Here is a 25100-nt window from a genome sequence, read left to right on the forward strand (position 1 = left end):
CAGGCCTATTTCAGGATGCCGAGTTCGGTCAGCGTCTCGCGGTAGAGCTTCTCGTTCTCGGCCAGATAGGCCTCGAATTCCTCGCCGGTGATGAAATCGCCGACGACGGCGTTCGGCTCCATGTAGCCCGTCTTCCAGGCTTCGCTCTCGCTGAGTTCGGTCATCTTCTCGGTCAGGTAGGCCTTGGCCTCCTCGCTGATGTCGGCGGGCGCGGTCACGCCGCGATAGAGGCTGAGCGTGATGTCGATGTCCTGCTCCTTGAAGGTCGGCACGTCGGGCAGGGCGTCGATGCGCTCGTCGGTGCTGATCGCCAGCGCCTTGAAATTGCCGGCCTCGATGAAGTCCCTGGCCGTGCCCGGATTGGTGACGATGAAGTCGAGCTGGTTCGAGAGCAGCGCGGCGACCACGTCGCCGTCACCCTGGAACGGCACGAAGTTGATCTCCTTGCCGGTCTTCTTCTGGAACTGGATGGAGACGATGTGCTCGATGCTGCCGGTCGCCGTACCGCCGACATTAAGCACCTTGTCGGCCTTGAGCAGGTCCTTGATGGACTTGTACGGCCCCGCGGCATTGACGACGAGCAGCTCCGGATCGATGCCGAGGCGGGCGATCGGCGTGAAATTGGTGTGGTCGAGACCGATGTTCGACGCCAGCGGCGTGGTGATGTGCGAGGAGGTGATGGACATCAGATAGTGCCCGTCGCCGGCCCGCGCGTTGAGATAGCCCATGGCGACGGCGGAGCTGCCGCCAGGCTTGTTCACCACGTTGATCGGCACCTCGACGATGCCTTCCTCCTTGAGGATCTTCGCCATGGCGCGCAGCATCGTGTCGTGGCCGCCGCCGGGGCCGTAGCCGGCGACGAATTCGAGGCCGCGCGCGGGGAACTCCTCGGCGTGAAGCGGCGCGCTCTGCAGCGCGGCAACGGCAGTGATGGCAAGCCCCATGGTCTTGAGCAGTCGTTTCACAGTGTTTCCTCCTGATGTGCTGTGATCGTTGAGGCGGCGGAGCCGCCTTAGCCCCCCCGCGCTTCGCGCGCGGGAATGCGGTGGCGGAAGGCTGTGAGCGCAGCCGTGGCGCGCTCGGCGCTTTCGCACGTGATGGCGGTGACCCTGTCGACGTTGCCGGCCATGCGGTCGGCGGGGCCGGCGATGTTGAGGGCGGCGCGCAGGCGCCCGTCGGCATCGAACACGGGCGCGGCGATGCCGGCCGCTCCCTCGACGACGCCGCGCAGATTGACCGCATGGCCCTCGGCGCGCGCCGCTTCGACCTTTTCGATGATGGAGGCAGCCAGATCCGGCACGCCCGCCTCGCCGGCGGCGGCCTCGGCATAGGATCGCAGCTCGGCCGCGCCGAACCCGGTCAAAAGGACGAGCCCGCTCGTCACCTGGTAGGCCTTGCGGGCCACCGTGATGTCGCGGTCGTAGCGGATCTCCCTGTCGGGTAGGATCTTCGAGATGTAGCGGACGCGGGTCTGCTCATCGAGGACGGCGATGAAGCCGCTCTCGCCGGCTTCGCGCACCGCCTCGCGCAGCACGCCTTCGGTCAGCCGGGCGAGCGTGCCCCAGGCGCCGCTGTCGTCCGTCGGCTCGCCCGGCAGGCGCAGAAGCCTGTAGCGGCCGTCGCTCTCCCGCCGCACATAGCCGAGGTCGACGAGGGTCCTGAGAAGGCCGAGGGCGCTGCTCTTCGGCAGGTCGAGCGCCGCGACCACGTCGGAAAAGGTGACGGGAGCCCGCCGACCGGCCAGCCATTCCACCAGCAAAAGGATGCGTTCGGCGCCGCGACCGCTCATGCCTTCCTCCCGTAGTTCAGTATATTGAACTGGTTCTGTATTAAGAACAGGCGCTGTTTACAGGCAAGCCGGACCGGGGTCAAGGCGCAGGTGAACTGCGCGACCAGCGGCGTCGTCGGGACGGATTTTTTGGAAGAAGAAGGAGGAGAGCGGCAGCGCGGGCGAAAGGCACCCGCGCTCCGGAAGGAAAAATCAGGCGGTGACTGCGAGCCGTGCGCTCAGGCGGTCCAGGAAATCCAGGCAAAGGCGAAGCTGTTCGATCTCGACGAACTCGTCCGGCTTGTGGGCCTGCCGGATCGATCCCGGGCCGACGATCACCGAAGGGATCTTGCCGACGGTCTCGAAGACGCCGCCTTCGGAACCGTAGGAAACCTTGCCCGACCAGTCCGGCATGATGTCGCGGAAGAAGGCGAAGCCGTCGCTGCCGGTGCAGTCGCCCATCGCCGGATAGGAAAAGATCTCTTCCCACTCGATCCCGGCCTCGGCGCTGCCGGCTTTCATCGCCGGGACGATCTCGCGCTCGACGCGGGCCTTGAGGGCGTCGAGCTCGGCCCGGGCGTCGTGGTCCGGCAGGCTGCGGATCTCGAAGGTGAAGCTGCAGGCATCGGGCGTCACATTGGTGGCCACGCCGCCGCTGATCATCGTCGCCAGCATGGTGGAATGCGGCACGGTGAAATCGCGGTCGAAGGGGCCGTCGCGTTCGATCTCGCGGGCGCGGTCGGCAATCAGGCCGATGACGCGCGCCGCGAATTCGAGCGCGTTGACGTGATCCGGCGCGAAGGAGGAATGGCCCGACGTGCCGTGCGCATGGCAGCGCATGGCGATCTTGCCCTTCTGGCCGGTCACCAGCGTCATGTCGGTGGGCTCACCGATGATCGCCAGCATGGGTGGCACGTCGAGCGCGGCGAGCCAGCGGGCGATGGCCGGCGCTCCGAGGCAGCCGACCTCCTCGTCATGCGAGAAGCAGAGCCAGACGGGACGCGACAGCTCGGCCCTAACGAGGCGCGGAACCATCGCCATGACGCAGGCGGCGAACCCCTTCATGTCGCAACTGCCGCGCCCATAGAGCCTGCCGTCCCGCTCGCTCAGCTCGAAGGGCGGAGAGGTCCAGCCCTTCTCGAGGGCGGGCACCACGTCGGTGTGTCCGGACAGGACCACGCCCGGCCGGTCGGCGGGACCGATCCGCGCGATGAGATTGGCCTTTTCCCCGGTCGCATCGGGCAGGATCACCGGCTCGACGCCGTGGGCGCGCAGGAACGCGGCCATGTGGTCGATCAGGGGCCGGTTGGAGTTGCGGCTCGTCGTGTCGAAGCCGACCAGGTCCTTCAGGTGCTTCTTGGCGCTGTCGATGGGAGACATGGTGCGGACTTCAGGCGTTTCTTGCAGCACGGTTTTCTCTGGATTTTTGCCATTCCCTGCGGATGGTCAGGCCGACGAAGAAGACGATCAGACCGGCGAAGATCCAGGAAATGACGGAGTGAAAGAAAATGGATGGGTCACCGCGCGAGATGGCCAGGGCGCGGCGCAAATTGTCCTCGAACATCGGGCCCAGGATGAAGGCGATCAGGAACGGCGCAGGCGGGATGTCGAGCAGGAGCATGATGAAGCCGACCGCGCCCATGATCAGAAGCACGGTCACGTCGAACATGCTGCTGGAGATCGAGTAGATGCCGTAGATGCACAGCATCAGGACGATGGGCGCGAGCAGCACCTGCGGGATGCGGGCGATGTGCGAGAAGAAGCGCACGGTGATCTTGCCCGCTCCGAACAGGAGCACCGAGGAGAACATCATTCCGATGAACAGCATGTAGACCTCGTTCAGATTGTTCTGGAACAGGAGCGGCCCGGGCGTCAGGCCCTGGATCATGAAGGCGCCGAGCATGACGCCGGTGATGACGTCGCCCGGCACGCCGAGCGCCAGCAGCGGGATCATGGTGGCGCCGCAGCAGCCGTTGTTGGCCGATTCGGATGCGGCTATGCCCTCGAGCTCGCCCTTGCCAAAATTCTCCCGGTTCGGAGAGGCGCGGCGCGCTTCGCCATAGGAGAAGAAGGCGGCGGAGGACGGACCGATGCCGGGGATGGCGCCGAGCACCACGCCGATGAAGCTGCCGCGGATGATCGATTTCAGCGAGCCGCGGAACTCGGACAATGTCAGCCGGTTGTCGCCGAGCTTCATCGCCTGGCCCTGGCCATCGTCGCGGAAGAAGATCAGGCGCAGGAGCTCCGGCAGCGCAAACAGGCCGATCAGGACGGGCGCCACGGAAAGGCCGCTCTTCATGTCCTCGGTCATGGCGAAGCGGAACGAGCCGTACATGTCCTCGCCGACCGTGGCGAGCAGCAGGCCGAAACAGGCCGACACGACGCCGAGCAGCAGCGAGCCGCCGGAGATCGAGGCGACCATGGTCAGCGCGAAGGCCATCAGCATGAAGTATTCGGGCGGCCCGACGCGCAGTGCCAGAAGGGCCAACGGCGCTGCAAGGAAGATCAGCGAGATGTTGGACAGGAAATCGCCGATGCAGGACGAGACCAGCGCCATGTTGAGCGCCTTGCCGGCCTTGCCCTGCTGTGCGAGCGGCCAGCCGTCGAGCACGGTGCAGGCGGCGGAGGCCGTGCCGGGCGTCTTGACCAGGATCGCCGAGATCGACCCGCCATAGGTGCTGCCCTTGTAGAGCGCCACGAGGAGCAGGATGCTCGTCACCGGCGACATGTAGAAGGTGAAGGGTAGGGCGAGCGTCACCGCCATGGTGCCGGTCATGCCGGGAATGGCGCCGATGACGACACCGCCCAGGATGCCGGCGCCCATGGCCAGCACGTTGGCGAGCGTGGCGACGGACTGAAACGCGAAGAGAAGTTCGTTCCACATGATGATCGGGTCCGGAAGGCGCTGGCGCGCTTGTTCAATTGCTAGGGCAGGGTGGGCATCACGCCCCAGCTTCCCATCGGGAAGGGCGTATGGGTGACATGGCCGAAGAAGAACTGCAGGCCGAGCGGCAGCAGGACGGCCAGAAGCAGGATGGTCACGAGGCGCTTCGATGCGCCGGCAAGCACGAAGCAGGCAAGCGCAAGCAGCATCGAGGAGGCCAGGAAGCCCAGCCGCGGCGTCAGGATGACGAAGCCGGCAAAGGCGGTGAGCGCCAGCGCGAGGCGGCCGAACCCGCCCCGGTGTTGGCTGAACCAGCCGGCCGGCCCGGATGAGCTGGCCTCACGCCGCGCCTGCCGCGTGCCGAGAACGGCCGAGACCATCGCCAGGAGGCCGAGGGCGAGCCCCAGCAGAGAGACCGTGCGCGGCCACATATCCGGTGGCGGCGCAAAGCCGGGAATGAAGGAAGGCCGCTGCACATAGACCGGAATGACGGCGAAGAACACGATCCCGAAGAACAGAGCGATCAAAAGCCCGCGGGCAAATGCCTTGTTCGCCATGCGGCGGCCTCCTCTTCCCGATACTGGCTTACTTTATGTAACCGAAGTCGCGTGCAAGGCCGTTGAACAGCTCGTACTGAGCCTTCGCATAGGCGGCCATGTCCTCCTTGCCGGCGGTCGAGATGGAGCCGCGGCGCTTGGCGAACTCGAGCCAGGCCTCGTCCTCGGCGACCTTGCCCAAAACGTCCTGCCAGCGGGCGACGACATCCTGCGGCAGGTTCTTCGGTCCGTAGAGCGCGCTCCAGCCGGTGACCTGTCCGGCCTTCTCGTAGCCGAGCTCGGCGGCCGTCGGCACGTCGGGCAGGGTGTCCATGCGCGACGGCGCGTAGACCATCAGCGCGCGCATCTTGCCCGACTGGATGTGCGGCATGAGCGAGCCGGCGGCGATGGCCAGGAAGTCGATATGGCCGCCGAGCAGCGCCGTCGCCAGCTCGCCGCCGCCCTTGTAGGGCACCAGCGTTGCCGCCGTCAGCGGATCAAGGCCGGCGTCGGCCAGAAGCGCCTGCACGGTGAAGCCGTCGATAGCCGTGGCGCCCGATGCGCCATAGGTCAGCGCGCCGGGATTGGCCTTCAGGCCCTCGACCAGCTCGGCGGCGGTCTTGTAAGGGGAATTCTCCGAAACGGCGAGGATCATCGGCGTGGCCTCGAGCGAGCCGAGGAAGGTGTAGCCGTCCCAGGCCACCGGCGAGCTTTCCTGCACGGCCGGATAGAGCGCCATGCCGACGCGCGCCAGCAGCAGCGTGTAGCCGTCCGGCGTGCCTTCGGAGACGGCGCGGGCGCCGTTCATGCCGCCATTGCCCGGCTGGTTGACGACGACGACCGGCTGGTCGTCGAGATATTTGCGGGCCGTCTCGGCAAGCGCGCGGGCAGCCAGGTCCGAGGCGCCGCCGGCGGCATAGGGCGCGACGATGGTGACGGCCTTTTCCGGATAATCGGCCTGCGCGGTGCCGGCCGCGAAGACGAGCGCGGCGGCCGCTAAGAGATTCTTCACAAGAGCTTTCATCGGTGTCCTCCCAGGGAGAGAAATTGTTGATGCCGGCGACATCGGCGCGACGGGCGGTTTTTGCACGGTATGCTTTAATGTGCAAATTTTGCCTGTTAGTATTATTATTATGAATAGTGGCTATGTGGGATGCACGAATGAATGTGAAACAGCTCGAGGCCTTCGACGCCTTCATGAGCCATGGCTCGGCAACGCGCGCGGCAGCGGCGCTCAAGATCAGCCAGCCCATGGTCAGCCGTCTGCTCGCGCAACTGGAGGAGACGGCCGGCTTTCCGCTCTTCGTGCGCAAGCGCAACCAGCTCGTGCCGACCCACGAGGCGATGCTCTTCCACACCACCGTTTCGCGGTCCCTGACGGCGTTCCAGGAACTGGAGCGGGAGGCCCGTGCGATCGCCAACCGGCAGGTCGGCCGCATCGTCGTCGCCGCCCAGCCGATCTATGTGGACACCTTCCTGCTCGACGTGGTGGCGCGCTTCAAGACGACCCATCCGGACGTCGCCGTGAAGATCGTCGACACCGGCCTCGAGGAACTGCTCCGCATGTTCAACGAGGGCAGTTGCGACATCGGCGTCGGCATCACGCTGGACGCCAGCCCCTATGGCGCGAGCCTGATCCCCCTTGGCGCCTGCGAGGCGCGCTGCCTGATGCCGAAGGACCATCGGCTGGCGGCGGGCAAGGGGCCGCTTCGGCTGGAGGACCTGCGCCGCGAGGTGTTCGTGGACCTGGCGATCGGCAGTCCCTTGCGGACCCGCGTCGACTACATCATGCAAAGCATCGGCGCGCAGCGGAAGATCGCCGCCGAGGCGCGCACGCTGCGCGCGGTGCATGGCCTGGTGCGGCGCGGCGTCGGCATCGCCATCGTCGACCCGTTCACCGCCCTCCTGGGATCCGGCGACGGTGTGGTCGAACGTCCTCTTTTTCCCGCCATTCGATGGGATATGGCCATCTTCCATCACGACGACCGCCCGCTGAGTCGCATCGAGATGGCCTTCATCGACACGATGCGCGCCGAAATCGGCATCCTGCGCGAGCGCGCGGTGCTGTCGTGAGGGGCGGCGGCCCGTCATCGGAACGGACGCGGAGCTCCGAGGGCGCGGACCTGCGTCGAAGCCGTTGAACCATCCTAAACCGGTTATTGAAACTCGCGGGCGGGAAAACTGCAGGATCGATACATTTTCAATGAGAAGTTGTATTGAGGCGGCGAAATGGTGCTGGGCAAGCGGTCTTTTTTAAAGCATCCGCGTATGTTATCTTTGTTTATGAAAGTGAGGATTGTTGGGAAGGCGGTTACTTAACACCGGAATTATCACACAATCCCATGGAAGGGGGACGCATGCGGACGTTTCTTCTTGCTTGTATCGTGGCTACTGCTGTCTCGGCCGAGGGGGTTGGTTCAGCATCTGCCCAGACAGCGACCACCCAGTTCAACGTACAGATAACAATCAACGCCGAGTGCCAGATAAACGCGGCGTCTGACCTGGATTTTGGTGCATCCGGTGTAATCGGCGCGGCCATTGAAGCAACCAGTGCCATTGCCGTGCAGTGTACCAATGGAACAACGTATGACATCGGCTTAAATGAGGGGCAGGGCGCTGGCGCCACAGTCGCGGATCGCGCGATGACGGGCCCCAACTCGGAAGATGTCGCGTATTCGCTCTATACCGATGCGGCTCATACGGATGTGTGGGGCAACACCATCGGCACCGACACGGTGGCCGGCACGGGTACCGGGAGCGAACAGACCTACACGGTATTTGGTCAGGTTCCTGCACAAGCGACCCCGACGCCCGGCACGTATACCGATATCATCACTGTAACGCTGACATATTGAAGATCATGCTGGATACGGCGATGATATGGCGTTCGCTTGCTGCGACCGTTGCAGCCTTGGTGATGCTTCTCCAATCAGGCGATCCGTCCGATGCCGCGTCTCTTCGCGTGGCACCCGTGATCGTCGACCTCAGGTCTCCGACAGCCGCATCCACGATCCGCGTATGGAACGACGCTCGCCAGCCGATCAATGTGCAGATTCGGGTGTTTCGCTGGAGGCAGCGCAACGGCGAGGACACCTATGAAGCGACGAACGATGTGGTCGTCAGCCCGCCGATCGCGACGCTTCAGCCGGGTGGGGAGAACATCGTTCGTGTCGTGCGCGTATCGAAGCGCCCCGTTCAGGGCGAGGAAAGCTACCGCTTGGTGGTCGACGAGTTGCCCGATCCTTCGCGCCGAGCGGCGGGCAACGTGGCGCTTGTCGTCCGGCATTCGATCCCGGTCTTCTTTGCCACCAATGAAGCCGCAGGAGCCAATCCATCGTGGAGCGTCAGACAGCAGCGTGGCGGATTCGTCGTCACGGTGCAGAACAACGGCACAAAGCGGCTCAAGGTGTCCAACCTCGCCCTGAGCAGCGGCGCCGGGACGATGGCGAGGCGCGAGGGGTTGGTTGGCTATGTGCTTGGCAATTCGACTGCAAGCTGGTTTGTACCGGGCAGCGGCAAGCTCTCAGGGCGTTCGGTAACGATCACTGCGGACAGCGAAGCAGGACGTTTCGATGCGACCGCGCGTCTCAGGGGCGGCTAGTGTCCTGCTTTTGATGTCGGCTGGATTCCTGACGCCAATCAACGCGCCCCAGGCACTTGCAGAAGCAATTCCTGCGCCTGGTCCAGATGGGAGCAGTGCCAGAGACCTTCAGCTCGAAGTCTACGTCAACGGTGACAGCACCGAACTCATCGCATCCTTCCATGAAGATGAGGATGGAACGCTTGTGATCGAACCAGAACAGTTGAGCAACGTCGGCCTCGATCCGGCCGAGACGGCTGTTCGACCCGACGGTCTGGTTGATATCGCGCAGCTTCCGGGTGTCTCATACACTTATGATGAAGCCGCTCAGAGCATTCATTTCGAGGTCGCATTCGATGCGTTGTCCACGCGCATCATAAGGGCACACAAGAACGTTTCGGAGGAAGAGGCGACAGGTGCGGCGAAAAGCAGCTTCGGCGCACTGATGAACTACACGGTCTACGCCAGCACGGGCGGCGATGATATTGATGACATGTGGAGCTTTGAAGGTGTGTCGGGATGGCTCGAAGGACGGGTTTTCGGTCCATTTGGTGTGATATCCCACTCTCATCTTGCAAGAAGCTCCACAAACGACCGATACGGATCCACTCGCCTCGATACCAACTGGTCCTATTCGAGCCGGAATTGGATGACGACGTTTCGAGCAGGCGATGTCATCACGGGCGGATTGAGCTGGACGCGTCCGACCCGTCTGGGAGGGCTGCAAATACAGCGCAATTTCGGATTGCGTCCGGATCTCGTCACGATGCCGTTGCCCGAACTGTCCGGATCCGCAGCTGTTCCTTCGACCGTAGACGTCTATCTCAACAATGCTCGCCACGTCTCCGAGGGCGTTCCGGCCGGACCGTTCCGGATCAGCGACCTCCCTGTCGTCACGGGCGGCGGTACCGCGCGGGTCGTCGTGCGTGATGCCCTCGGACGGGAGACGGTGACCGAGACGCCGTTCTTTGCATCGTCGCAGCTTCTGGCACCCGGGCTTTGGGACTATTCGATGGAAGCCGGGTTTGCGCGCCGCTTCTATGGCATCGAATCCAACGATTATGACAGCCGCCTCATGGCTTCGGGGACGTTTCGTTACGGGCTGAGCGACTGGCTGACGCTGGAGGGTCACGCCGAGGGAGGTGGCGGTCTGATCAACGGTGGGGCCGGGGCAGTGTTCGGCCTCGGGCCCTATGGCGTCGGAACGCTTGCGGTTTCAGCAAGCAGTTACAACGGAGCATCGGGTTTTCAAGTTGCCGGCAGCATGGAGCTCGAATATTCGGGCGTGCATTTCTTTGCGCGCTCCCAACGGACTTTCGGTGATTACAGCGACATTGCCGCAATCACTGCGCAACCCTTTCCGGCCAGTTTGCCGGGAGCGGGTTTCATCGGTGCTGCGCCACCCCGGACGATCAATCAGGTCTCCCTTTCCGTACCCATGAAAATCGATCCGACCAGCCTCAGCTTTAGCTATACGGAGCTCAAGACGGTCGAGGGCGACAAGTCGCGTCTTCTCGGGCTGTCCCTCAACCGCCCGTTTGGCACAAGCGCGTCCCTGTTTGCCACCGCATTCACCGACCTGGAGAACGAGAACTCCTTCGGTGTCTTCGTCGGGCTGTCAATGCCCTTCGGAAGGGATGTCCATGCCTCCACCGGCGTTTCGACTGATGGTCAAGGCACAGCCGTTACGACGACGTTGACCAAGTCGGAAGGGGCCGGGATCGGTGGCTACGGCTGGCGGCTGCGGGACACAGAAGGCGATCGCACCAACCGCGCCGCTTCAGCCAGCTATCGCAGCCGGTTTGCCCGGGTGGAGGCTGGCATCGAACAGCATGGCGATCACTTTCGCTCGTTCGGCCAGATCGACGGCGCGGTTGTTGCTGCTGGCGGAGGGGTCTTTCTGTCAAACAGAATCGACGACGCCTTCGCCGTGGTCGACACAGGTGCCGCCGGGGTCGATGTCGAGTACGAGAACCGTCCGATAGGGCGTACCGATCGTGGGGGCAGGCTGCTGATCCCCGTTCTGCGCTCCTATGAGCCGAACAAGATCACGATCGATCCAGCCAATCTGCCGGTCGATGCGACGGTCGGCAATACGATGGAAGTGGTCGTTCCGGCTGACCGTAGCGGAGCGGTGGTCCGCTTTGGTGTGGATACGGACCCGCGAGCGGCGCTCGTCACGTTGCGTGACGAGCAAGGCGCCTTTCTGGAGACCGGCTCGAGGGGGCGGCTCGATGGTCAATCGGAGGACTTTGTGGTCGGCTATGACGGTCAGGCCTTTGTCGCCGGGCTTGGCTCACACAACCGCATTGTCATCGATCAGGCAAGCCGGGGACGTTGTGCGGCCGAATTCGATTTCGAACCACGCCCGGGCGTGCAGATCACCATCCCCGACGTCACCTGTCGTGCAATCCGGTGAGAAAGCTCATGCTGCGTTCGGTCCTGATCTCGTTGACCATGATCATTCTGTTGCCCGTGTCGGCACTGGCCCAGAGTTGTTCCTTCAGCGTCAGCAGCGTGGATTTCGGCAATGTCGATACGTTGACCGGTGCGGTCGCCGACACGACGGCCAGCGTCGACGTCACCTGTTCTTCGGGTCTCCTGACCAATGTCCGCGTATGCCTCAACATCAACGCCGGCTCGGGCGGTGCAACCTCTGGCACTCGTCACATGCGCAACGCCGCCAACGCCGCGCTCGACTACACCTTCTATCAGGATGCAGCCCGTACGATTCCCTGGGGTTCGCGGACAAACACGGCGCTCGGCTCGCCAGTGGCTCTCAACTTCACACAGCTTCTCGGTTCCACCACGCAAAGCAGAACGATTTACGCCCGGGTCTTCGCCAATCAGCAAAGTGCCGCCGCCGGGCTGTACACGTCGATATTTTCCGGTGCCCAGGTCAGCTTCAACTACACCACCTATCTGCTCATTTCGAACCCGCCGGCCTGCTCCACCGTGACCCAGAACACGACGCAACCGAGTTTTACGACACAGGCGAATGTCATACCCAACTGCAGCGTGACCGCGCAGAATATCAACTTCGGCTCCCATGGTGTGCTCAGCAGCCAGGTCGATGCGACGGGCGGCATCAACGTCACATGCACACCTGGGACAAACTACACCATTGGTCTCAACAACGGCCTCAGTGGCACCGGCCCCACGGCGCGCCGCATGACGCTCGGCGGCGGATCGGTACTCTACGGTCTTTACAAGGACGCCGCCCGCAGCCAGCCGTGGGGCAATGCCGGCGGCGACCTGGCAACCGGCACGGGCGCGGGAGCAACGCAGAGCCTGCCGGTCTACGGTCGCGTCCCATCGCAGCCGACCCCCGCAGCCGGACTCTACACCGATACGGTGGTGGTGACCGTCACCTATTGAGATGAAAAGAACCGTCAGGCGATTCGCCGCCGTCGCTTCACACGCCGGTGTTTCGGCCTCAGTTTCCCGAATGTGAGCCTCGCGGTAGGAGAACCGCCGCCGCGTGCGACTTCCGGGCACCGGGAGCCGGCGAATTCGTCCGCCGGTAGTCCGACGGCGTCAGGCCCAGCTCGGACCTGAACGTGTTGATGAGGTGCGAGGCGTCGCAGAAGCCGGTGGCATGGGCGATCTGCGTTACCGTTCGCCCGGTGCTCTCAAGCAGCCCGCGCACGGCATCGAGGCGAAGCCGGAGATCGGCCCGTGACGGCGAGAGGCCGAGGTCGTTCTGAAAGCGTCGCTCGAGTTGCCGCCGGCCGATTCCCAACCCCCGCGCCAGGTCCTCGACGGTTTCGGGGTTCTCCATGTTCTGGCGCATCCGGATCAAGGCTTTGCGCACCACCGGATCGCGGGCGGTCAGATCACTGCGGAACCCGGGCTGGGGTTTGTCACCGGCCATGGCTTCGTCGATGATCATGATGCTCAGACTCTTGGTGGCGGCGACGCGGCCGATGTGCTTTTCGACCAGCCAGGCGGCCAGATGGGCGGCGCTGTGCCCGCCCGAGCAGGTCAACCGGTCCCGGTCGACGACGAAGATCTGGTCCGAGACGGGGTTGGCGGTGTCGAAACGTTCCACAAAGTCGTCATGGTGAAACCAGCTCACGCAGCAGCGATAGCCGTCGAGAAGCCCGGCTTCATGGAGCAGGAAGACACCGGTGCACAGGCCGACAAGCGGCACGCCGGCCCCGGCCGCCGATTTGAGAAACGCGACGCTTTCGCGCGAAAGACCGCTTGCTTCCTGGATGAGCCCGCCGACGACGACGATGTAATCATACTCTCCGCCATTGTGCAGGCGGGTATCGGGCTGGATCTTGACGCCGCAGCTCGACCGGACCGAGTGCATGTCGGCCGACAGCACCGACCATTCGCAATGGATCGGCCGCGAGCGATCCGCTTCGTCGGCGGCGAGCCGCAGGACATCCACGAAATTGGCAAAGGCGGAAAGCGTGAAGCGGTCCGCAAGCAGGAACGCCACGCTCAAGCGCTTCTTGCCCGGCCTTTCGCGCGATGGAGTGATCTTCATGGCGCAATCATACAATCAACACGACGCGATATTCCAGTTTTGTCTGGCCCTCTCCGACTAATATTCGGCAATTCGAACTTGCGGGAGGCCGCCTCTCATGACGCATTTTTCTGCGCTGTCGCTTCTGATGAATGCTTTCACCGGTCAGAAGAACTGGACCGAGCAGTGGCCGGACAGCCAGCCGAAAGCCGAATACGACGTGGTGATCGTCGGCGCCGGCGGGCACGGGCTGGGCGCTGCCTATTATCTGGCCAAGGAGCACGGGATCACCAATGTCGCGGTGATCGACAAGGGATGGCTCGGAGGCGGCAACACCGGGCGCAACACGACGATCATCCGCTCCAACTATCTCTATGACGAGAGCGCCAAGCTCTACGACCACGCGCTGGACCTGTGGGAGAACCTCAGCCAGGAGCTGAACTACAACGTCATGTACTCCAAGCGCGGCGTGATGATGCTGGCGCACAACGTGCACGACGTGCAGAGCTTTCAGCGTCATATCCATGCCAATCGCCTCAACGGGGTCGACAACCGGTGGCTGACCGCCGAGGAAGCCAAGGAATTCTGCCCGCCGCTCAACATCTCGCCGACGGCGCGTTACCCGGTCATGGGTGCCGCGCTGCAGAAGCGCGCCGGCACCGCGCGCCATGATGCCGTGGCCTGGGGCTATGCGCGTGCCGCCGCATCACGCGGGGTGGACATCATCCAGAATTGCCCGGTCACCGCGATCCGGCGCGGCTCCGACGGCCGCGTTGCCGGCGTGGAGACGGCCAAGGGCTTCATCAGGGCGAAGAAGGTCGCCGTGTCTGCGGCAGGCAACACCACCGTCGTCATGGACAGCGCCGGCGTCCGCTTGCCGCTGGAAAGCTTTCCGCTCCAGGCGCTCGTCTCGGAGCCGGTCAAGCCGATCTTCCCGTGCGTCGTCATGTCGAACACGGTGCATGCCTATATCAGCCAGTCCGACAAGGGCGAACTGGTCATCGGCTCCGGGACCGATCAGTACACCAGCTATTCGCAGCGCGGCGGATTGCCGTTGATCGAGCATACGGTCGCGGCGATCTGCGAGATCTTTCCGATCTTCACCCGCATGCGGATGCTGCGCAAATGGGGCGGCATCGTCGATGTGACGCCGGACCGCTCGGCCATCCTCGGCAAGACGCCGGTGCCGGGGCTCTACGTCAATTGCGGCTGGGGCACGGGCGGGTTCAAGGCGACGCCGGGCGCGGCTCACACCCTTGCCTGGACCGTCGCCAGGGACGAACCTCACCCGGCCAACGCGCCCTTCACCCTCGAGCGGTTCACCACCGGCCGTCTGATCGACGAGGCCGCCGCGGCCGCCGTCGCGCATTGAGGAGGAAACGATGCTTCTCGTCCATTGCCCCTATTGCGAAGAGACCCTGCCGGAGCTGGAATTCGCCTATGCCGGCGAGGCGCACATCGCCCGGCCCGCCGAACCCTCTGCCATGAGCGATGAGGAGTGGCGCGACTATCTGTTCATCCGCAGCAATGCGCGCGGGCCGCATTTCGAACGCTGGCGGCATCTGCACGGTTGCGGCCGGTTTTTCAACGCCGTGCGCGACACCGTCACCGACCGTTTCCTGATCACCTACAAGGCGGGCGAGCCGCGTCCCGACCTTTCCTCGCTCAAGGAGGCTGCGGAATGAGTGCCTTCCGCGTTCCCGGACGTGGCCGGATCGACCATGACCGGCCGGTGACGTTCACCTTCGACGGCGACACCGTCGAGGGGCGCGCGGGCGACACCGTCGCCTCGGCGTTGCTGGCCAATGGCGTGCACCTGATGGGCCGCTCGTTCAAGTATCACCGGCCGCGCGGTGCGGTTTCGGCCGGCTCGGAGGAGCCGAACGCCCTCATCGGCACGCGCCGCGGGCCCGGCCGCTTCGAGCCCAACACCCGCGCCACCGTGCAGGAGATCTGGAACGGGCTGGAGGCGACCAGCCAGAACAGATATCCCAGCCTGAAATTCGATGTCGGCGCCTTGAACGACCGCGCCTACATGCTGTTTTCGGCCGGCTTCTACTACAAGACCTTCATGTGGCCGAAAAGCTTCTGGGACAAGGTCTACGAGCCCTTCATCCGGGCCGCCGCCGGGCTCGGCGTGTCGCCGAGGGAGGAAGATCCGGACGGCTACGCCTCGCGCTATCTGCACACGGACGTGCTGGTCGTCGGTGCCGGTCCGGCGGGCCTGGCCGCCGCGCTGGCTGCGGCCCGTTCGGGCCTGCGCGTCACGCTGGTCGACGAGAATGCCGAGGCCGGAGGAACGCTTCTGAGCGAGCCGCAGGTCAGGATCGACGGCGCACCCGCCTGGGACTGGCTGGCGGCGACGCTCAAGGAACTGGAGGCGCTCGGGGTCACGATCATGACCCGCACCACGGCGATAGGCTATTACCATCAGAACATGGTCGGGCTCTGCCAGAGGCTGACCGACCATCTGGACACGCCTCCCGCGGACATGCCGCGCGAGCGGTTGTGGCGCGTCCGGGCAGGGCAGGTTGTCCTGGCGCAGGGCGCGCTGGAAAAGCCGCTGGTGTTCGACGGCAACGACCGGCCCGGCGTGATGCTGGCGGGAAGTGCCCAGACCTATCTCAATCGCTTTGGCGTCAGGGTCGGCGACAGGACCGTCGTCGCCACCAGCCATGACAGCGCGTGGTACGCGGCGTTCGACCTGGCCGACGCGGGCACGAAGGTCGCCGCCATTGTCGATACCCGCGCCGAGCCGCCGGCCGGCTTGCAGGCAGAAGCCGGGGCGCGCGGGATTGCGGTGCTGGCGGGCCACACGGTTACCGGAACGACGGGACGTCTGCGCATCGGATCGGTGCGCGTCAATCCGATGCAAGGAGACAGGGTCGGGCCGGCGCAGACGCTCGCCTGCGACAGCCTCCTGATCTCGGGCGGCTGGACGCCGTCGCTGCACCTGTTCTCGCACACCAAGGGCACGCTCGCCTGGGACGACGACAACCAGACTTTTCTTCCCGAGCGCAAGACCGAGGCCTGCCAGATCGCGGGTGCCGGCCGCGGTCTGTGGGGCGTGGAGGCGGCCCTGAACGACGGTGCCGGAATGGGCGCGCAGGCGGTCCGCGCGCTCGGCAGGGAACCTGCCGCGATCCGCCATGCCGTTGCCAATGAGCGCACCGGCGCCGGCGTCAGTCACAAGGAACTGCCCACCGACCGCAATCCGGGCCGGGCGCGCGCCTTCGTCGATTTCCAGAACGACGTGACGGCCAAGGACCTGCGCCTCGCGGTGCGTGAGGGCATGCGCTCGATCGAGCACGTCAAGCGCTACACCACCAACGGCATGGCCACCGACCAGGGCAAGATGTCGAACATCAACGGTCTGAACATCGCCTCGGACGCACTTGGAAAGCCTGCGCCGCAGGTGGGGCTGACCACGTTCCGTCCGCCCTACACGCCGACGACCTTCGGCGCCCTTGCCGGATACCATCGGGGCGGGCATTTCGAGGTGACCCGCAAGACGCCGATCGACGGCTGGGCCGAAGAGCATGGCGCCGTGTTCGAGCCGGTCAGCCTGTGGCGTCGCGCCTGGTATTTCCCGAAGCCCGGCGAGGACATGGAGGCGGCGGTGGCCCGCGAATGCCGGCAGACGCGGGCCAGCCTCGGCATCTTCGACGCCTCGACGCTCGGCAAGATCGAGGTGGTGGGGCCGGATGCGGTGGAGTTCATGAACCGCATGTACACCAACCCCTGGAGCAAGCTGGCGCCGGGCCGGACCCGCTACGGCCTGCTTTTGGGAGACGATGGCTATATCCGCGACGACGGCGTGATCGGGCGCCTTTCGGAAGACCGCTTCCACGTCACCACCACCACCGGCGGTGCGCCGCGCGTTTTGAACATGATGGAGGACTATCTCCAGACCGAGTGGCCAGACCTGAAGGTCTGGCTGACCTCGACGACCGAGCAGTGGGCGACCGTCGCGCTCAACGGCCCCAACGCGCGCAAGCTGCTCGAGCCTTTCGTCGAGGGGCTGGATCTCTCGGACGAGGCGTTTCCGCATATGTCGATCGCCGAATGCACGGTGGCCGGCTTCCCGGCGCGCCTGTTCCGGGTCAGCTTCACGGGCGAGCTCGGCTTCGAGGTGAACGTGCCGGCCCGCCACGGCCGGGCGCTGTGGGAGACACTCTGGGCGGCGGGACAGCAATATGAGATCTGCGCTTACGGCACCGAGACGATGCATGTCCTGCGGGCCGAAAAGGGCTACATCATCGTCGGCCAGGACACCGACGGGACGGTCACCCCCTTCGATGCCGGTCTCGGCTGGGCCGTTGGCAGGAAGAAGCCGGATTTTGTCGGGATGCGCGGGCTGCAGCGTCAGGATCTGGTCGCCGAAGGCCGTAAGCAGCTCGTCGGCCTCTTGACCGAGGACGGCAGCACCAGGCTGGAGGAGGGCGCGCAGATCGTGCTCGATCCCGGTCAGCCCAAGCCTATGAAAATGGTCGGCCACGTCACCTCGTCCTACCGCTCTGAGGCGGCCGGCAGGCCCATCGCCCTGGCGCTCATCGAAGGTGGGCACAAGCGAATGGGCGAGACCGTCTTCATCCCCATGCCGGACGCCGTGATCAAGGCGGAAATCACGGGAACCGTGTTTTACGACCTTGACGGCGACCGGCTGAAACTTTGAACGGGAGCACCGCGATGACCGCTCTTACCCCCGATTTCACACCTGGCCCGCTTGCCGAAAGCGGTGCCGTCAGTGTCTCGCTTCTCGCACCGACCGGCCGGTTTTCGCTGCGCGCGCGAGCGACGGACATGCCTGTTCTGTCCAAGGCTGTCGGCGTCGATCTTCCGGCGAAGATCGGTGCACGCGCCAATATCGGCACCGTCGAGATTTTGTGCCTCGGTCCCGATGAATGGCATGTCCTGGTTGCCGAGACCGATGCGCCGCGGCTCGTCGAAAGATGCGCGTCCGTATACGCCGATGCGCCGCACAGCCTGACCGACATTTCGGACCGCGAGGTCTCGGTGCGCATCGAAGGCCCGGAGGCGGCGGAGCTGCTGACGCTCGGCTGCCCGCGCGATCTCGACCGCATTGCCGAGGGTGAGGGCCGCCGGACGCTGATGGACGGCGCGACGGTCGTGCTGTGGCGCGACGGCAAGGACAGTTTTCGCCTCGACATGTGGCGTTCCTTCGCCCCGCATGTGGTCGCGCTTCTCGAAACGGGCTGCGCCGAGCTGGCCGCCGAACAATCCGGCCTTGCGAACCGCCGACCTTGATGCGCGACAGGGCGATCGCCGAAGCAATCGCCCTGAGAGTGACCGCTAACAGGTGGGATGGAAGGAGTGGGCGGCCGGCGCGATGTCCTGTTTAGTCACTCCTCCAGATAGTCGACGCAGTCGATGGGGTTGCCGGGGAAACGGCCGGCACAGCTGTTGCCGTAGTTCTCCTCCGTGCTTCCCCCCTCGGACTCGTAATAGAGCCGGTCGCAGGCGGCCATGTCGCCACCGTGGCACTGGACGGCCATTTCCGCCAGGGCCGCGTCGTCGATCTGCGGCACCTCCTGGGGCGCCGGCATGTCGTCCACGGAGGCAAATGTCTGGTCGCTCGAGCTGCTGGGTGCAGACGAACCATTGACGAATGCGGGCAGCAGGCTGGTGGCGCCGGGATAGCCGCGGACTGCCGCAATGCCCATCACGATCAAGGCCGGCACGAGCACGAAGGACAGCATGATCGCCCAGGCGCGTAGCGCCCCCCGGCCGGAAGTGTATCTCGGCGCGTTTGGATCCGGGGCGATGGCCGCAACGCGCGCCGAAAGGGGCGGATAGGTCGACAGCCAGCGGGCCAGCGTCATCCAGCCCGTGTTGAGGTTCTGCTGCTGCCGGACATAGGCGTCGAGATTGACCTGCCGGCTGTGCGCGCCGCCCGCCGCCAGCACGGCCAGGCCCCGCTTCGCCCCGTCCGGGCTGCCGCTCAGCGCCGCGCCCCAGCGGTCGCAAGTGTATTCACAAGCGCGCGAATAGGCCGAGCCGAGAAACGGAATGATGCGGCCCGGCGCGCTCAGCAGGAACCAGTCGAGGTGCCCGCAGCGCAGATGCCCGATCTCATGGCCGATGATCATGTCGCGGGCCGCCTCGTCGTCGCCGCAGGCCGCCAGAAGATCGGCATAGAGCACGATGATGCGACGGCGGAAGAACTTGGTGGCCAGCGCGTTGAGGCCGCCGTCGGCCTGCAGGATGTAGGCTTCCGGCGTCGCCTTCAGCCCGGCCTTGCGGGCGAGCTCGGCCACGCGGGCATAGAGCTCGGGAAACTGGTCCGGGCCGAGCTGGACTGCGCTTCCGCGCAGATGCGCGATGAAGCCGACCTGCACCAGAAACAGAAAGGCGCCGATCAGGCCGACATAGATGAGGCCCAGGCCGAACGAGCCGACGATGAGCAGCAGCCACAGCAGGATCCCCACCACCATGACGGCAACGCGCAGCGGTATCTCGCTCGGCCAGCGCGACACCTGAACGGGCGCGCCGGCCGGCACATCGATCTTCTGATGCATCTGATTCCCTCTCCTATCCGCAATCCATGTGCAGCACCGCCTCCTAAAACACGGCGGTCTGTAATGAAGTGAAATTATTCGCTTGGCTTATAGAAACCATTCCCGCCGACCTCAACATCCATAGTTGAAGTGATGCGCGGTACGGTTGCTTATCCACATTCGGAGTTGAGGCGCACCGTCTGCGTGAAGACAAGTCGGTTCTTCTTGCGTGACAATAGATATCGGGAACCGGCCGGTGTTGTTCCGCGGCTACAATGCAGTTGGTAAGTTCTTCAGTTACCATCCCGAGTGTTGAGGGACCGTGACACCTCGAATAAAACCATCGGCATGAATTCTGTTTCCTGTCCTTCACAAAAGTTCCGAATTCTCCGTGGCATACGGTTGCCCTTGTCGCGTTGGCGTTTCGACGGAGGTGGGGGAGTGAAACACGGATCGCCGAGCCTGCATCGTCTGTTGCTTGCCGTGCTCATCTTTGTCTCGACGGAACATGCCATGGCCTATGACGACGGTATCCAGCCATTGCCAACGGATGAAGCCGGGCTTGCCGCGCGCCTCGAGGAGGCCGGCCTGTCGCGGAAAGGAAGGGCGATCATCCTGGCCGCGTCACGTCCCGCACTCGTGCTTGAGACGACGCCCGTCTCCGACGATGAAGTCGCCCTTGGCGCAAGCCGGATCGGCGGTGTGCCGGATTTGCCCCCCGGCATGCCATGGCCGATGCGCGACGGATACGAAAATGCCGGCGAACTCGCGGCGGTGTTCAACGCCGACGCCCGGAATCTCTATGCCGATGCCGGCCTGCCGCCGCCCTGGCTCTCGCCAGAGGACGGCAGGAAACTGGTCGACGAGCGCAAGCGCCTGAACGAGGAGGCCTGGGCCAGCACCCGTGCGCTGATGGAGGAAGCAGGTGTCGAGGTCGATTTCGATCCGAAGGACATCGAGCGGCCTGGAAAAGACGAGATCGAGGCCGAAGCCCTTCTTTGGCGCGCCAGGGCGGAGGCGGTGGGCAAGTCGTTTCCGCTCGCTTTCATAGGCCAGTTCGACCTGGCTGCGCTGTCGACGCAGGCAGGTTTCGATGCGAGCCTGCCTGATACCGGACGCCTTCTTCTGTTCTATGATCTGTGGATCTTGCCGCCTTCCTTCGATCCACGCTCGAGTGCGGGGCTGCGCCTGATCTACGATGAAACGCCGGTATCGGAGCTCGTGCGCGCAGAGCCGCCGGAGGAGTTTCGGGCGGCTGCCGATCCGCGCCAGTTCCTGCTTGCCCCGGCGGCCATTGCGCCACGATCGGTGATCACCACGATTCCCGCAGGCGGCGCCTCGTGGCGCGCGCTCGGCCTCGGCAACGAGGACGATGCGGGTCTCTACCATGAATGGCTCTACACGCTGGGCTGGCCCACGGCGGAAAGCGGCAATCACCAGCTCGGCGGCTGGCCGCGCGCCATCCAGGGCGGCATGCAGTCCCAGAGCCAGCTTGCCGCCAACGGCGTCTACGCGGGAACGTCTGAAGCTTACGAGAGTGCCGAGGCCAGGCGGCTCCTTGAGGATGCGCAGGATTGGCGGCTCGTGCTGCAGATCGGCCGCGACGACGTTCTCGGTCTCGACTTGCCCGGCGCCTTCTACGTCCTCATGCGTGGGGAGGATCTCGCCGAGCGCCGCTTCGACAGGGCGTGGATCGTCTACGAGCAGGATTGACGATGGCACAACCGACCCGAAACCGCTGGAGGACAAGGCGTCCCGGTGAGCGCGCCGGCACCGCTCTGCGCCTCTTGACGTCACATTCGCAGAAAACAGGAGCATCGCATCCATGCACATCCTCGTCATGATTGCCGGCGTCGTCGCGGCCGGCTGCTTCTGGTGGTACCGCGTCCAGTATATGAGCAAGGCCGCTGGCGAAGTGGCCGACGCGGTTGGTCGGGTCCGGGGGAACATGCGTCGCAGCGCGCTGCGCAAGAAATCCGCGATCTCGCCCATCGCCGCCATCGATGACCCCGTGACCGCCGCAAGCACGGTGGTCCTTGCGATCGCCTCCGAGGACATGGTCGTCTCCGAGGAGATGGAAAAGCGCCTGCGCGACGAGATCGCGGTGATCGCCGCGTCGGAGCGTCAGGTCGACGAGGCGGTCATTTATGCCAAATGGGCGACGAGCCAGGTCGCCGATGTCTCCATCGTCATCGACAAGATCGCGCTCTTCCTGAAGGACCATCTGCGCCGCGAGGAGAAGGAAGAACTCCTCGCCATGGCACAGGCCGTCGCGCTGCCCGACGAGCGTCATGCGATGTTCGGGAGCCGCATCGAAACGCTTCGGCGCAAACTGGGCCTCGTCATCCGCGATTGACGTGAAGCCGGCAGAGGCCGCTCGGAACGCACGATGATTGGACGGGGGTGAAGATGGACCGTTGCACCGAAGGCGGCTCGACCGGAAGGTTTCTGCTGCGCCGCATGGGTGCGGCGTCCGCATGGTCCGTGCTCTGCATCGCGGCAGCCCTGCGGCTCGGCTCCGCGGAAGCGCTGGCGCAGCCGCAGAACGCGAGCAGCACGGACATGGCGCGCGTCCAGCGTTGCGAGGCGCTGCTGGATGCGGGCGACGTGGACAAAGGCCTGCCATGCCTGCGCAACTATCTCGCCGGTCTGATCTCCGCAGGCAAGATGCGCGAGGCGCTGACGGAATACGCCTCATGGGCGGGAGGATTCGCGCAGGCACGGCAGGTGTCGATCGCGCAGGAGCTTTATGAAGAGGGGCTCCTCAGCAAGGCGGCGTCCGAACCCAGCCTGGAACGCGCCTACCTGCACTTCAACTACGCCCGCTTTCTGGAGCGCTACGGCCGCCTCGAGTCGGCGATCATCCACATACGGTGGGCGCGGCGCCTTTTCGAGCAGTTCACCGGCCCGCGCTCGCGCGAGACGATCTCGGCGAACGACACGTTGGGAGCGCTCCTGGTCAACACCGGCTCCGTGGCGATCGGCATGAACATCGCCGAGCGCAATTTCGAGCTTGCGCGTGCAGCGCTCGGAGACGACGAGCCGCTGACATGGCGGACGGCGAACAACTACGCCGAGGCGCTGCGCTCCATCGGCCATCCGCAAGCGGCGAGGCCGATCGACGAGTTCCTGTTGGCCAAACGCGTCGAGCATTACGGAGAAGGCAGCATCCAGGCGCTGGTCAGCGCCAGCAACGCCGCGCTCGATTGCCTTGCGCTCGGCGACGAGACCTGTGCGCTGCGTTATTTCGAGCTGCAGCGCCGCTACGGTGCCGCACTCGCCGATCCGACGTCCGAGCACGTGCCGCAGGCCGAGGCGTGGGTTCGCTACACGAAAGCCTATTTTGCGGAGGACCTGTCCCTTCCGTCCGACGAACTCGAAGCGATGGCGGCTCTCAAGGACTGGCGGGGCTCGCCCGATCTGCTGCGCGTGAAGGCCGCCGCGCTTGCGGCAGAGCAATATGAGAAGAAGGGCGATTGGGAGCGCGCCATTCGCCTTCGCGAAGAGGCCCATGAGATAGCGGTCGCCGCGTTTCGCCCCACCAATCCCATCACATCGGACGCGCAACTCGGGCTTGCGGATGCCTATGCGCGGAAGGGGGACGACCGAAAGGCCCTGGAGATATTCCAGGCCATGGATGCGCGCCTACTGGAGTGGATGCTGCGGGAGATCGGCAACGCCGGCAACCGCTTCACCGCAGAGAACACGCGCGCCATCGCCGACAATTTCCTCTTCTCCTTCGCCCGGTTCGCGCTTGCGCATGAGGAAGCCAGGCCTGCCTTCGCGCATGCCGCCGGCCGCTGGAAGGCCATGGAAAGCGGCGAGCGCGCCCGCCTTCGCCTGATGGTGGACCATCTGCCGGATGACGGCACGAGGGCGCTGGCACGCGACGTCATCCGCCTGCACGGCCAGCGCCAGGAGATCATGTCGTCGCGACGGACCCTTGCCGACCGGGAGCACGACGAAGCCGTCATCGAGGCGCTGAAGGCCAAGGCGAAGGAACTCGAGGAGCGCATAGCGCAGCTTCCCCCGGTGACCGCCTCCTCGGTGCCGACAACGGTCGAGGCCGTTCTTGGCCCATCCGACGCGCTGGTGAACTTCATCGCGCTGTCACGCCGCAAACCCTCGCTTGGTAGCGATGACGCCGTTCTTGAACGCCGCCTGATCGCGGCGGTGCACAGGAAGGCCGCGGCGCCCGTGCTGGTCGACCTCGGTGATCCTGATGCCTTTCTCGACGAGACGCCGCCGGCCACGGAAACCGAGGAGGGGCGCAGCGCGGCGCTCTTCCGGCAGCTCATCGGGCCGCTGCAAGTGCATATCGAGGGCGTGGAGCGGCTTTACATCGTGCCGGACGCATCGCTTTATGCGATGCCCTTTTCGCTGCTGCGCGATGCGGAAGGCCGCTATCTGGATCAGCTCTACGAGGTGCGTTTCCTCACCCGCGAAGACACGTTGTTTCAAGAGGGGCGCAGCCACCGGCTCGCGGCGGGCGGCAAGGCTGTCCTGGCCGGAGGTCTCGATTTCTCGAAGGGAAAGGAGAAGGGGGCCTCGCCCATTCCGTTCTCCCGGCGCGAGGCTGACCGGATCGACGCCATCCTGAAAGGCGCAGGGTACCGAACGACGCTGCTGACGGGCGCGGCCGGAACGGAAGCCGCGCTCAGGGCCGAGGCGTCCGGCGCGGAGGTCATCCATCTTGCAACGCACGGCTTCTTTCATCCCATAGGGGACGAGTCCAACGCGCTGTGGCGCAGCGGTCTCGTCCTGGCGCGCTCCGGCTCGCCCGCCGACCCCCGCGCCGACGGCGAGGACGGCTATCTCTATGCGCAGGAACTCCTGGACTGGGATCTGTCGTCGGCCTCCCTCATCGTCCTTTCGGCCTGCGAGACCGCCCGCGGCAGCGCGAGCCGCATCGACGCGGTGCGCGGCCTGCCGACCTCCCTTGGCATTGCCGGCGCGCAGCGCTTTCTCCTGACCCTGTGGGCCATCGACGACGAGGGGGCAGCGGCCTTCATGACACGATTTTACGAGCACGCCGCCCAGCCCGGCACCACCTATGCCGAGGCCCTGCGCCAGGCGCGGCTCGATGCCATTGCAGGTAAGGTCGCCAAGGCCGAGGACCCGGCCGTGTGGGGCGCCTTCGTCATGTTCGAGAACTGAACGTCTTGCAGCCACGGCTGCCGGACACTGCTCGATAACTCCCAATTGATCGCGCCAGCGCTCCCGCCGGGAAGGCGCGGCGGCCGGTTCAGGCGCGGATCGATTTCTTCCCGAAAGATTTCCACAACCCCAAAGAAATTCGCGGCGCGGATCGACGTCGCCGCATCTGGTTGTTGACAT

Annotated in this window: 20 protein-coding genes; 12 read left to right on the top strand and 8 right to left on the bottom strand. The window is 64.9% G+C overall.

The features are described 5' to 3' along the window. Positions 1–5 precede the first annotated feature (5 nt). The 6 genes from NUU27_RS04305 to NUU27_RS04330 all read right to left on the bottom strand — a co-directional run bounded on the left by NUU27_RS04305 (position 6) and on the right by NUU27_RS04330 (position 6212). On the bottom strand, positions 6–965 hold the full coding sequence (locus NUU27_RS04305) for a tripartite tricarboxylate transporter substrate binding protein (protein ID WP_257760829.1): 960 nt from the start codon (positions 963–965) through the stop codon (positions 6–8). A 47-nt stretch (positions 966–1012) separates the two neighbouring features. Then, positions 1013–1789, bottom strand: a complete 777-nt coding sequence (locus tag NUU27_RS04310) for an IclR family transcriptional regulator (RefSeq protein WP_257760830.1) — start codon at positions 1787–1789, stop codon at positions 1013–1015. A gap of 192 nt (positions 1790–1981) precedes the next feature. Then, positions 1982–3178: an acetylornithine deacetylase gene (gene argE, locus NUU27_RS04315; protein WP_257760831.1), complete on the bottom strand. Its 1197-nt coding sequence runs from the start codon at positions 3176–3178 to the stop codon at positions 1982–1984. Continuing rightward, a complete protein-coding gene (locus NUU27_RS04320) occupies positions 3159–4652 on the bottom strand; it encodes a tripartite tricarboxylate transporter permease (RefSeq protein ID WP_257760832.1) in 1494 nt (497 codons plus the stop codon). Before NUU27_RS04320 ends, argE begins: the two co-directional genes overlap by 20 nt. A 41-nt stretch (positions 4653–4693) precedes the next feature. Beyond that, complete coding sequence (locus NUU27_RS04325; protein ID WP_257760833.1) at positions 4694–5209, bottom strand: tripartite tricarboxylate transporter TctB family protein; 516 nt, start codon at positions 5207–5209, stop codon at positions 4694–4696. 28 nt (positions 5210–5237) lie between these two features. After that, positions 5238–6212, bottom strand: coding sequence for a tripartite tricarboxylate transporter substrate binding protein (locus NUU27_RS04330; RefSeq protein ID WP_257760834.1), 975 nt, complete (start codon positions 6210–6212; stop codon positions 5238–5240). Positions 6213–6349: 137 nt separating this feature from the next. Here NUU27_RS04330 and NUU27_RS04335 point away from each other — a divergent pair, with 137 nt between their 5' ends. From NUU27_RS04335 to NUU27_RS04355, 5 genes are all read left to right on the top strand, one after another. Next, positions 6350–7261 (top strand): LysR substrate-binding domain-containing protein, encoded by a 912-nt coding sequence (locus NUU27_RS04335; protein ID WP_257760835.1) that lies wholly within the window; start codon positions 6350–6352, stop codon positions 7259–7261. Between the two features lie 284 nt (positions 7262–7545). Further along, on the top strand, positions 7546–8043 hold the full coding sequence (locus tag NUU27_RS04340; protein ID WP_257760836.1) for a spore coat U domain-containing protein: 498 nt from the start codon (positions 7546–7548) through the stop codon (positions 8041–8043). Between the two features lie 5 nt (positions 8044–8048). Beyond that, the gene (locus tag NUU27_RS04345; protein ID WP_257760883.1) at positions 8049–8789 is read left to right on the top strand and encodes a molecular chaperone; all 741 of its coding nucleotides are present in this window, start codon (positions 8049–8051) and stop codon (positions 8787–8789) included. After that, positions 8761–11187, top strand: coding sequence for a fimbria/pilus outer membrane usher protein (locus NUU27_RS04350; RefSeq protein WP_257760838.1), 2427 nt, complete (start codon positions 8761–8763; stop codon positions 11185–11187). The genes NUU27_RS04345 and NUU27_RS04350 overlap by 29 nt, the downstream gene beginning before the upstream one ends. Before the next feature lie 8 nt (positions 11188–11195). Then, positions 11196–12146, top strand: coding sequence for a spore coat U domain-containing protein (locus NUU27_RS04355; RefSeq protein WP_257760839.1), 951 nt, complete (start codon positions 11196–11198; stop codon positions 12144–12146). A gap of 58 nt (positions 12147–12204) precedes the next feature. Here the strand turns inward: NUU27_RS04355 and NUU27_RS04360 are convergent, their stop codons facing one another. Further along, positions 12205–13266: a GlxA family transcriptional regulator gene (locus NUU27_RS04360; RefSeq protein WP_257760840.1), complete on the bottom strand. Its 1062-nt coding sequence runs from the start codon at positions 13264–13266 to the stop codon at positions 12205–12207. A gap of 97 nt (positions 13267–13363) precedes the next feature. Here NUU27_RS04360 and NUU27_RS04365 point away from each other — a divergent pair, with 97 nt between their 5' ends. Genes NUU27_RS04365 through NUU27_RS04380 form a run of 4 tightly spaced genes read left to right on the top strand, consistent with a single transcriptional unit; the run spans position 13364 to position 18513 of the window. After that, the gene (locus tag NUU27_RS04365) at positions 13364–14617 is read left to right on the top strand and encodes a sarcosine oxidase subunit beta family protein (RefSeq protein ID WP_257760841.1); all 1254 of its coding nucleotides are present in this window, start codon (positions 13364–13366) and stop codon (positions 14615–14617) included. Between the two features lie 10 nt (positions 14618–14627). Beyond that, positions 14628–14930: a sarcosine oxidase subunit delta gene (locus NUU27_RS04370; RefSeq protein ID WP_257760842.1), complete on the top strand. Its 303-nt coding sequence runs from the start codon at positions 14628–14630 to the stop codon at positions 14928–14930. Then, positions 14927–17920, top strand: a complete 2994-nt coding sequence (locus NUU27_RS04375; RefSeq protein WP_257760843.1) for a sarcosine oxidase subunit alpha — start codon at positions 14927–14929, stop codon at positions 17918–17920. Before NUU27_RS04370 ends, NUU27_RS04375 begins: the two co-directional genes overlap by 4 nt. Before the next feature lie 14 nt (positions 17921–17934). Next, positions 17935–18513 carry a sarcosine oxidase subunit gamma gene (locus NUU27_RS04380; RefSeq protein ID WP_257760844.1) on the top strand — a complete coding sequence of 193 codons (579 nt, stop codon included), beginning with the start codon at positions 17935–17937 and terminating at the stop codon, positions 18511–18513. Between the two features lie 95 nt (positions 18514–18608). Here the strand turns inward: NUU27_RS04380 and NUU27_RS04385 are convergent, their stop codons facing one another. Then, positions 18609–19784, bottom strand: a complete 1176-nt coding sequence (locus NUU27_RS04385; RefSeq protein WP_257760845.1) for a M48 family metallopeptidase — start codon at positions 19782–19784, stop codon at positions 18609–18611. 420 nt (positions 19785–20204) lie between these two features. Between NUU27_RS04385 and NUU27_RS04390 the strand changes: the two genes are divergently transcribed. From NUU27_RS04390 to NUU27_RS04400, 3 genes are all read left to right on the top strand, one after another. After that, a complete protein-coding gene (locus NUU27_RS04390) occupies positions 20205–21476 on the top strand; it encodes a YwqG family protein (RefSeq protein WP_257760846.1) in 1272 nt (423 codons plus the stop codon). Between the two features lie 112 nt (positions 21477–21588). Continuing rightward, a complete protein-coding gene (locus NUU27_RS04395; RefSeq protein WP_257760847.1) occupies positions 21589–22119 on the top strand; it encodes a hypothetical protein in 531 nt (176 codons plus the stop codon). A gap of 53 nt (positions 22120–22172) precedes the next feature. Continuing rightward, positions 22173–24920: a CHAT domain-containing tetratricopeptide repeat protein gene (locus NUU27_RS04400; protein WP_257760848.1), complete on the top strand. Its 2748-nt coding sequence runs from the start codon at positions 22173–22175 to the stop codon at positions 24918–24920. The last annotated feature ends 180 nt before the right edge of the window (positions 24921–25100 follow it).

The sequence above is a fragment of the Nitratireductor sp. ZSWI3 genome (genome assembly GCF_024655565.1).
Classification (GTDB): Bacteria; Pseudomonadota; Alphaproteobacteria; order Rhizobiales; family Rhizobiaceae; genus Nitratireductor.

Coding starts and splice junctions, on each gene's coding strand:
- NUU27_RS04385 (WP_257760845.1), bottom strand. CDS start 19,784: ATGCATCAGAAGATCGATGTGCCGGCCGGCGCGCCCGTTCAGGTGTCG.
- NUU27_RS04320 (WP_257760832.1), bottom strand. CDS start 4,652: ATGTGGAACGAACTTCTCTTCGCGTTTCAGTCCGTCGCCACGCTCGCC.
- NUU27_RS04340 (WP_257760836.1), top strand. CDS start 7,546: ATGCGGACGTTTCTTCTTGCTTGTATCGTGGCTACTGCTGTCTCGGCC.
- NUU27_RS04360 (WP_257760840.1), bottom strand. CDS start 13,266: ATGAAGATCACTCCATCGCGCGAAAGGCCGGGCAAGAAGCGCTTGAGC.
- NUU27_RS04365 (WP_257760841.1), top strand. CDS start 13,364: ATGACGCATTTTTCTGCGCTGTCGCTTCTGATGAATGCTTTCACCGGT.
- NUU27_RS04400 (WP_257760848.1), top strand. CDS start 22,173: ATGGACCGTTGCACCGAAGGCGGCTCGACCGGAAGGTTTCTGCTGCGC.
- NUU27_RS04310 (WP_257760830.1), bottom strand. CDS start 1,789: ATGAGCGGTCGCGGCGCCGAACGCATCCTTTTGCTGGTGGAATGGCTG.
- NUU27_RS04350 (WP_257760838.1), top strand. CDS start 8,761: ATGCGACCGCGCGTCTCAGGGGCGGCTAGTGTCCTGCTTTTGATGTCG.
- NUU27_RS04380 (WP_257760844.1), top strand. CDS start 17,935: ATGACCGCTCTTACCCCCGATTTCACACCTGGCCCGCTTGCCGAAAGC.
- NUU27_RS04355 (WP_257760839.1), top strand. CDS start 11,196: ATGCTGCGTTCGGTCCTGATCTCGTTGACCATGATCATTCTGTTGCCC.
- NUU27_RS04325 (WP_257760833.1), bottom strand. CDS start 5,209: ATGGCGAACAAGGCATTTGCCCGCGGGCTTTTGATCGCTCTGTTCTTC.
- NUU27_RS04370 (WP_257760842.1), top strand. CDS start 14,628: ATGCTTCTCGTCCATTGCCCCTATTGCGAAGAGACCCTGCCGGAGCTG.
- NUU27_RS04395 (WP_257760847.1), top strand. CDS start 21,589: ATGCACATCCTCGTCATGATTGCCGGCGTCGTCGCGGCCGGCTGCTTC.
- NUU27_RS04345 (WP_257760883.1), top strand. CDS start 8,049: ATGCTGGATACGGCGATGATATGGCGTTCGCTTGCTGCGACCGTTGCA.
- NUU27_RS04330 (WP_257760834.1), bottom strand. CDS start 6,212: ATGAAAGCTCTTGTGAAGAATCTCTTAGCGGCCGCCGCGCTCGTCTTC.
- NUU27_RS04375 (WP_257760843.1), top strand. CDS start 14,927: ATGAGTGCCTTCCGCGTTCCCGGACGTGGCCGGATCGACCATGACCGG.
- NUU27_RS04335 (WP_257760835.1), top strand. CDS start 6,350: ATGAATGTGAAACAGCTCGAGGCCTTCGACGCCTTCATGAGCCATGGC.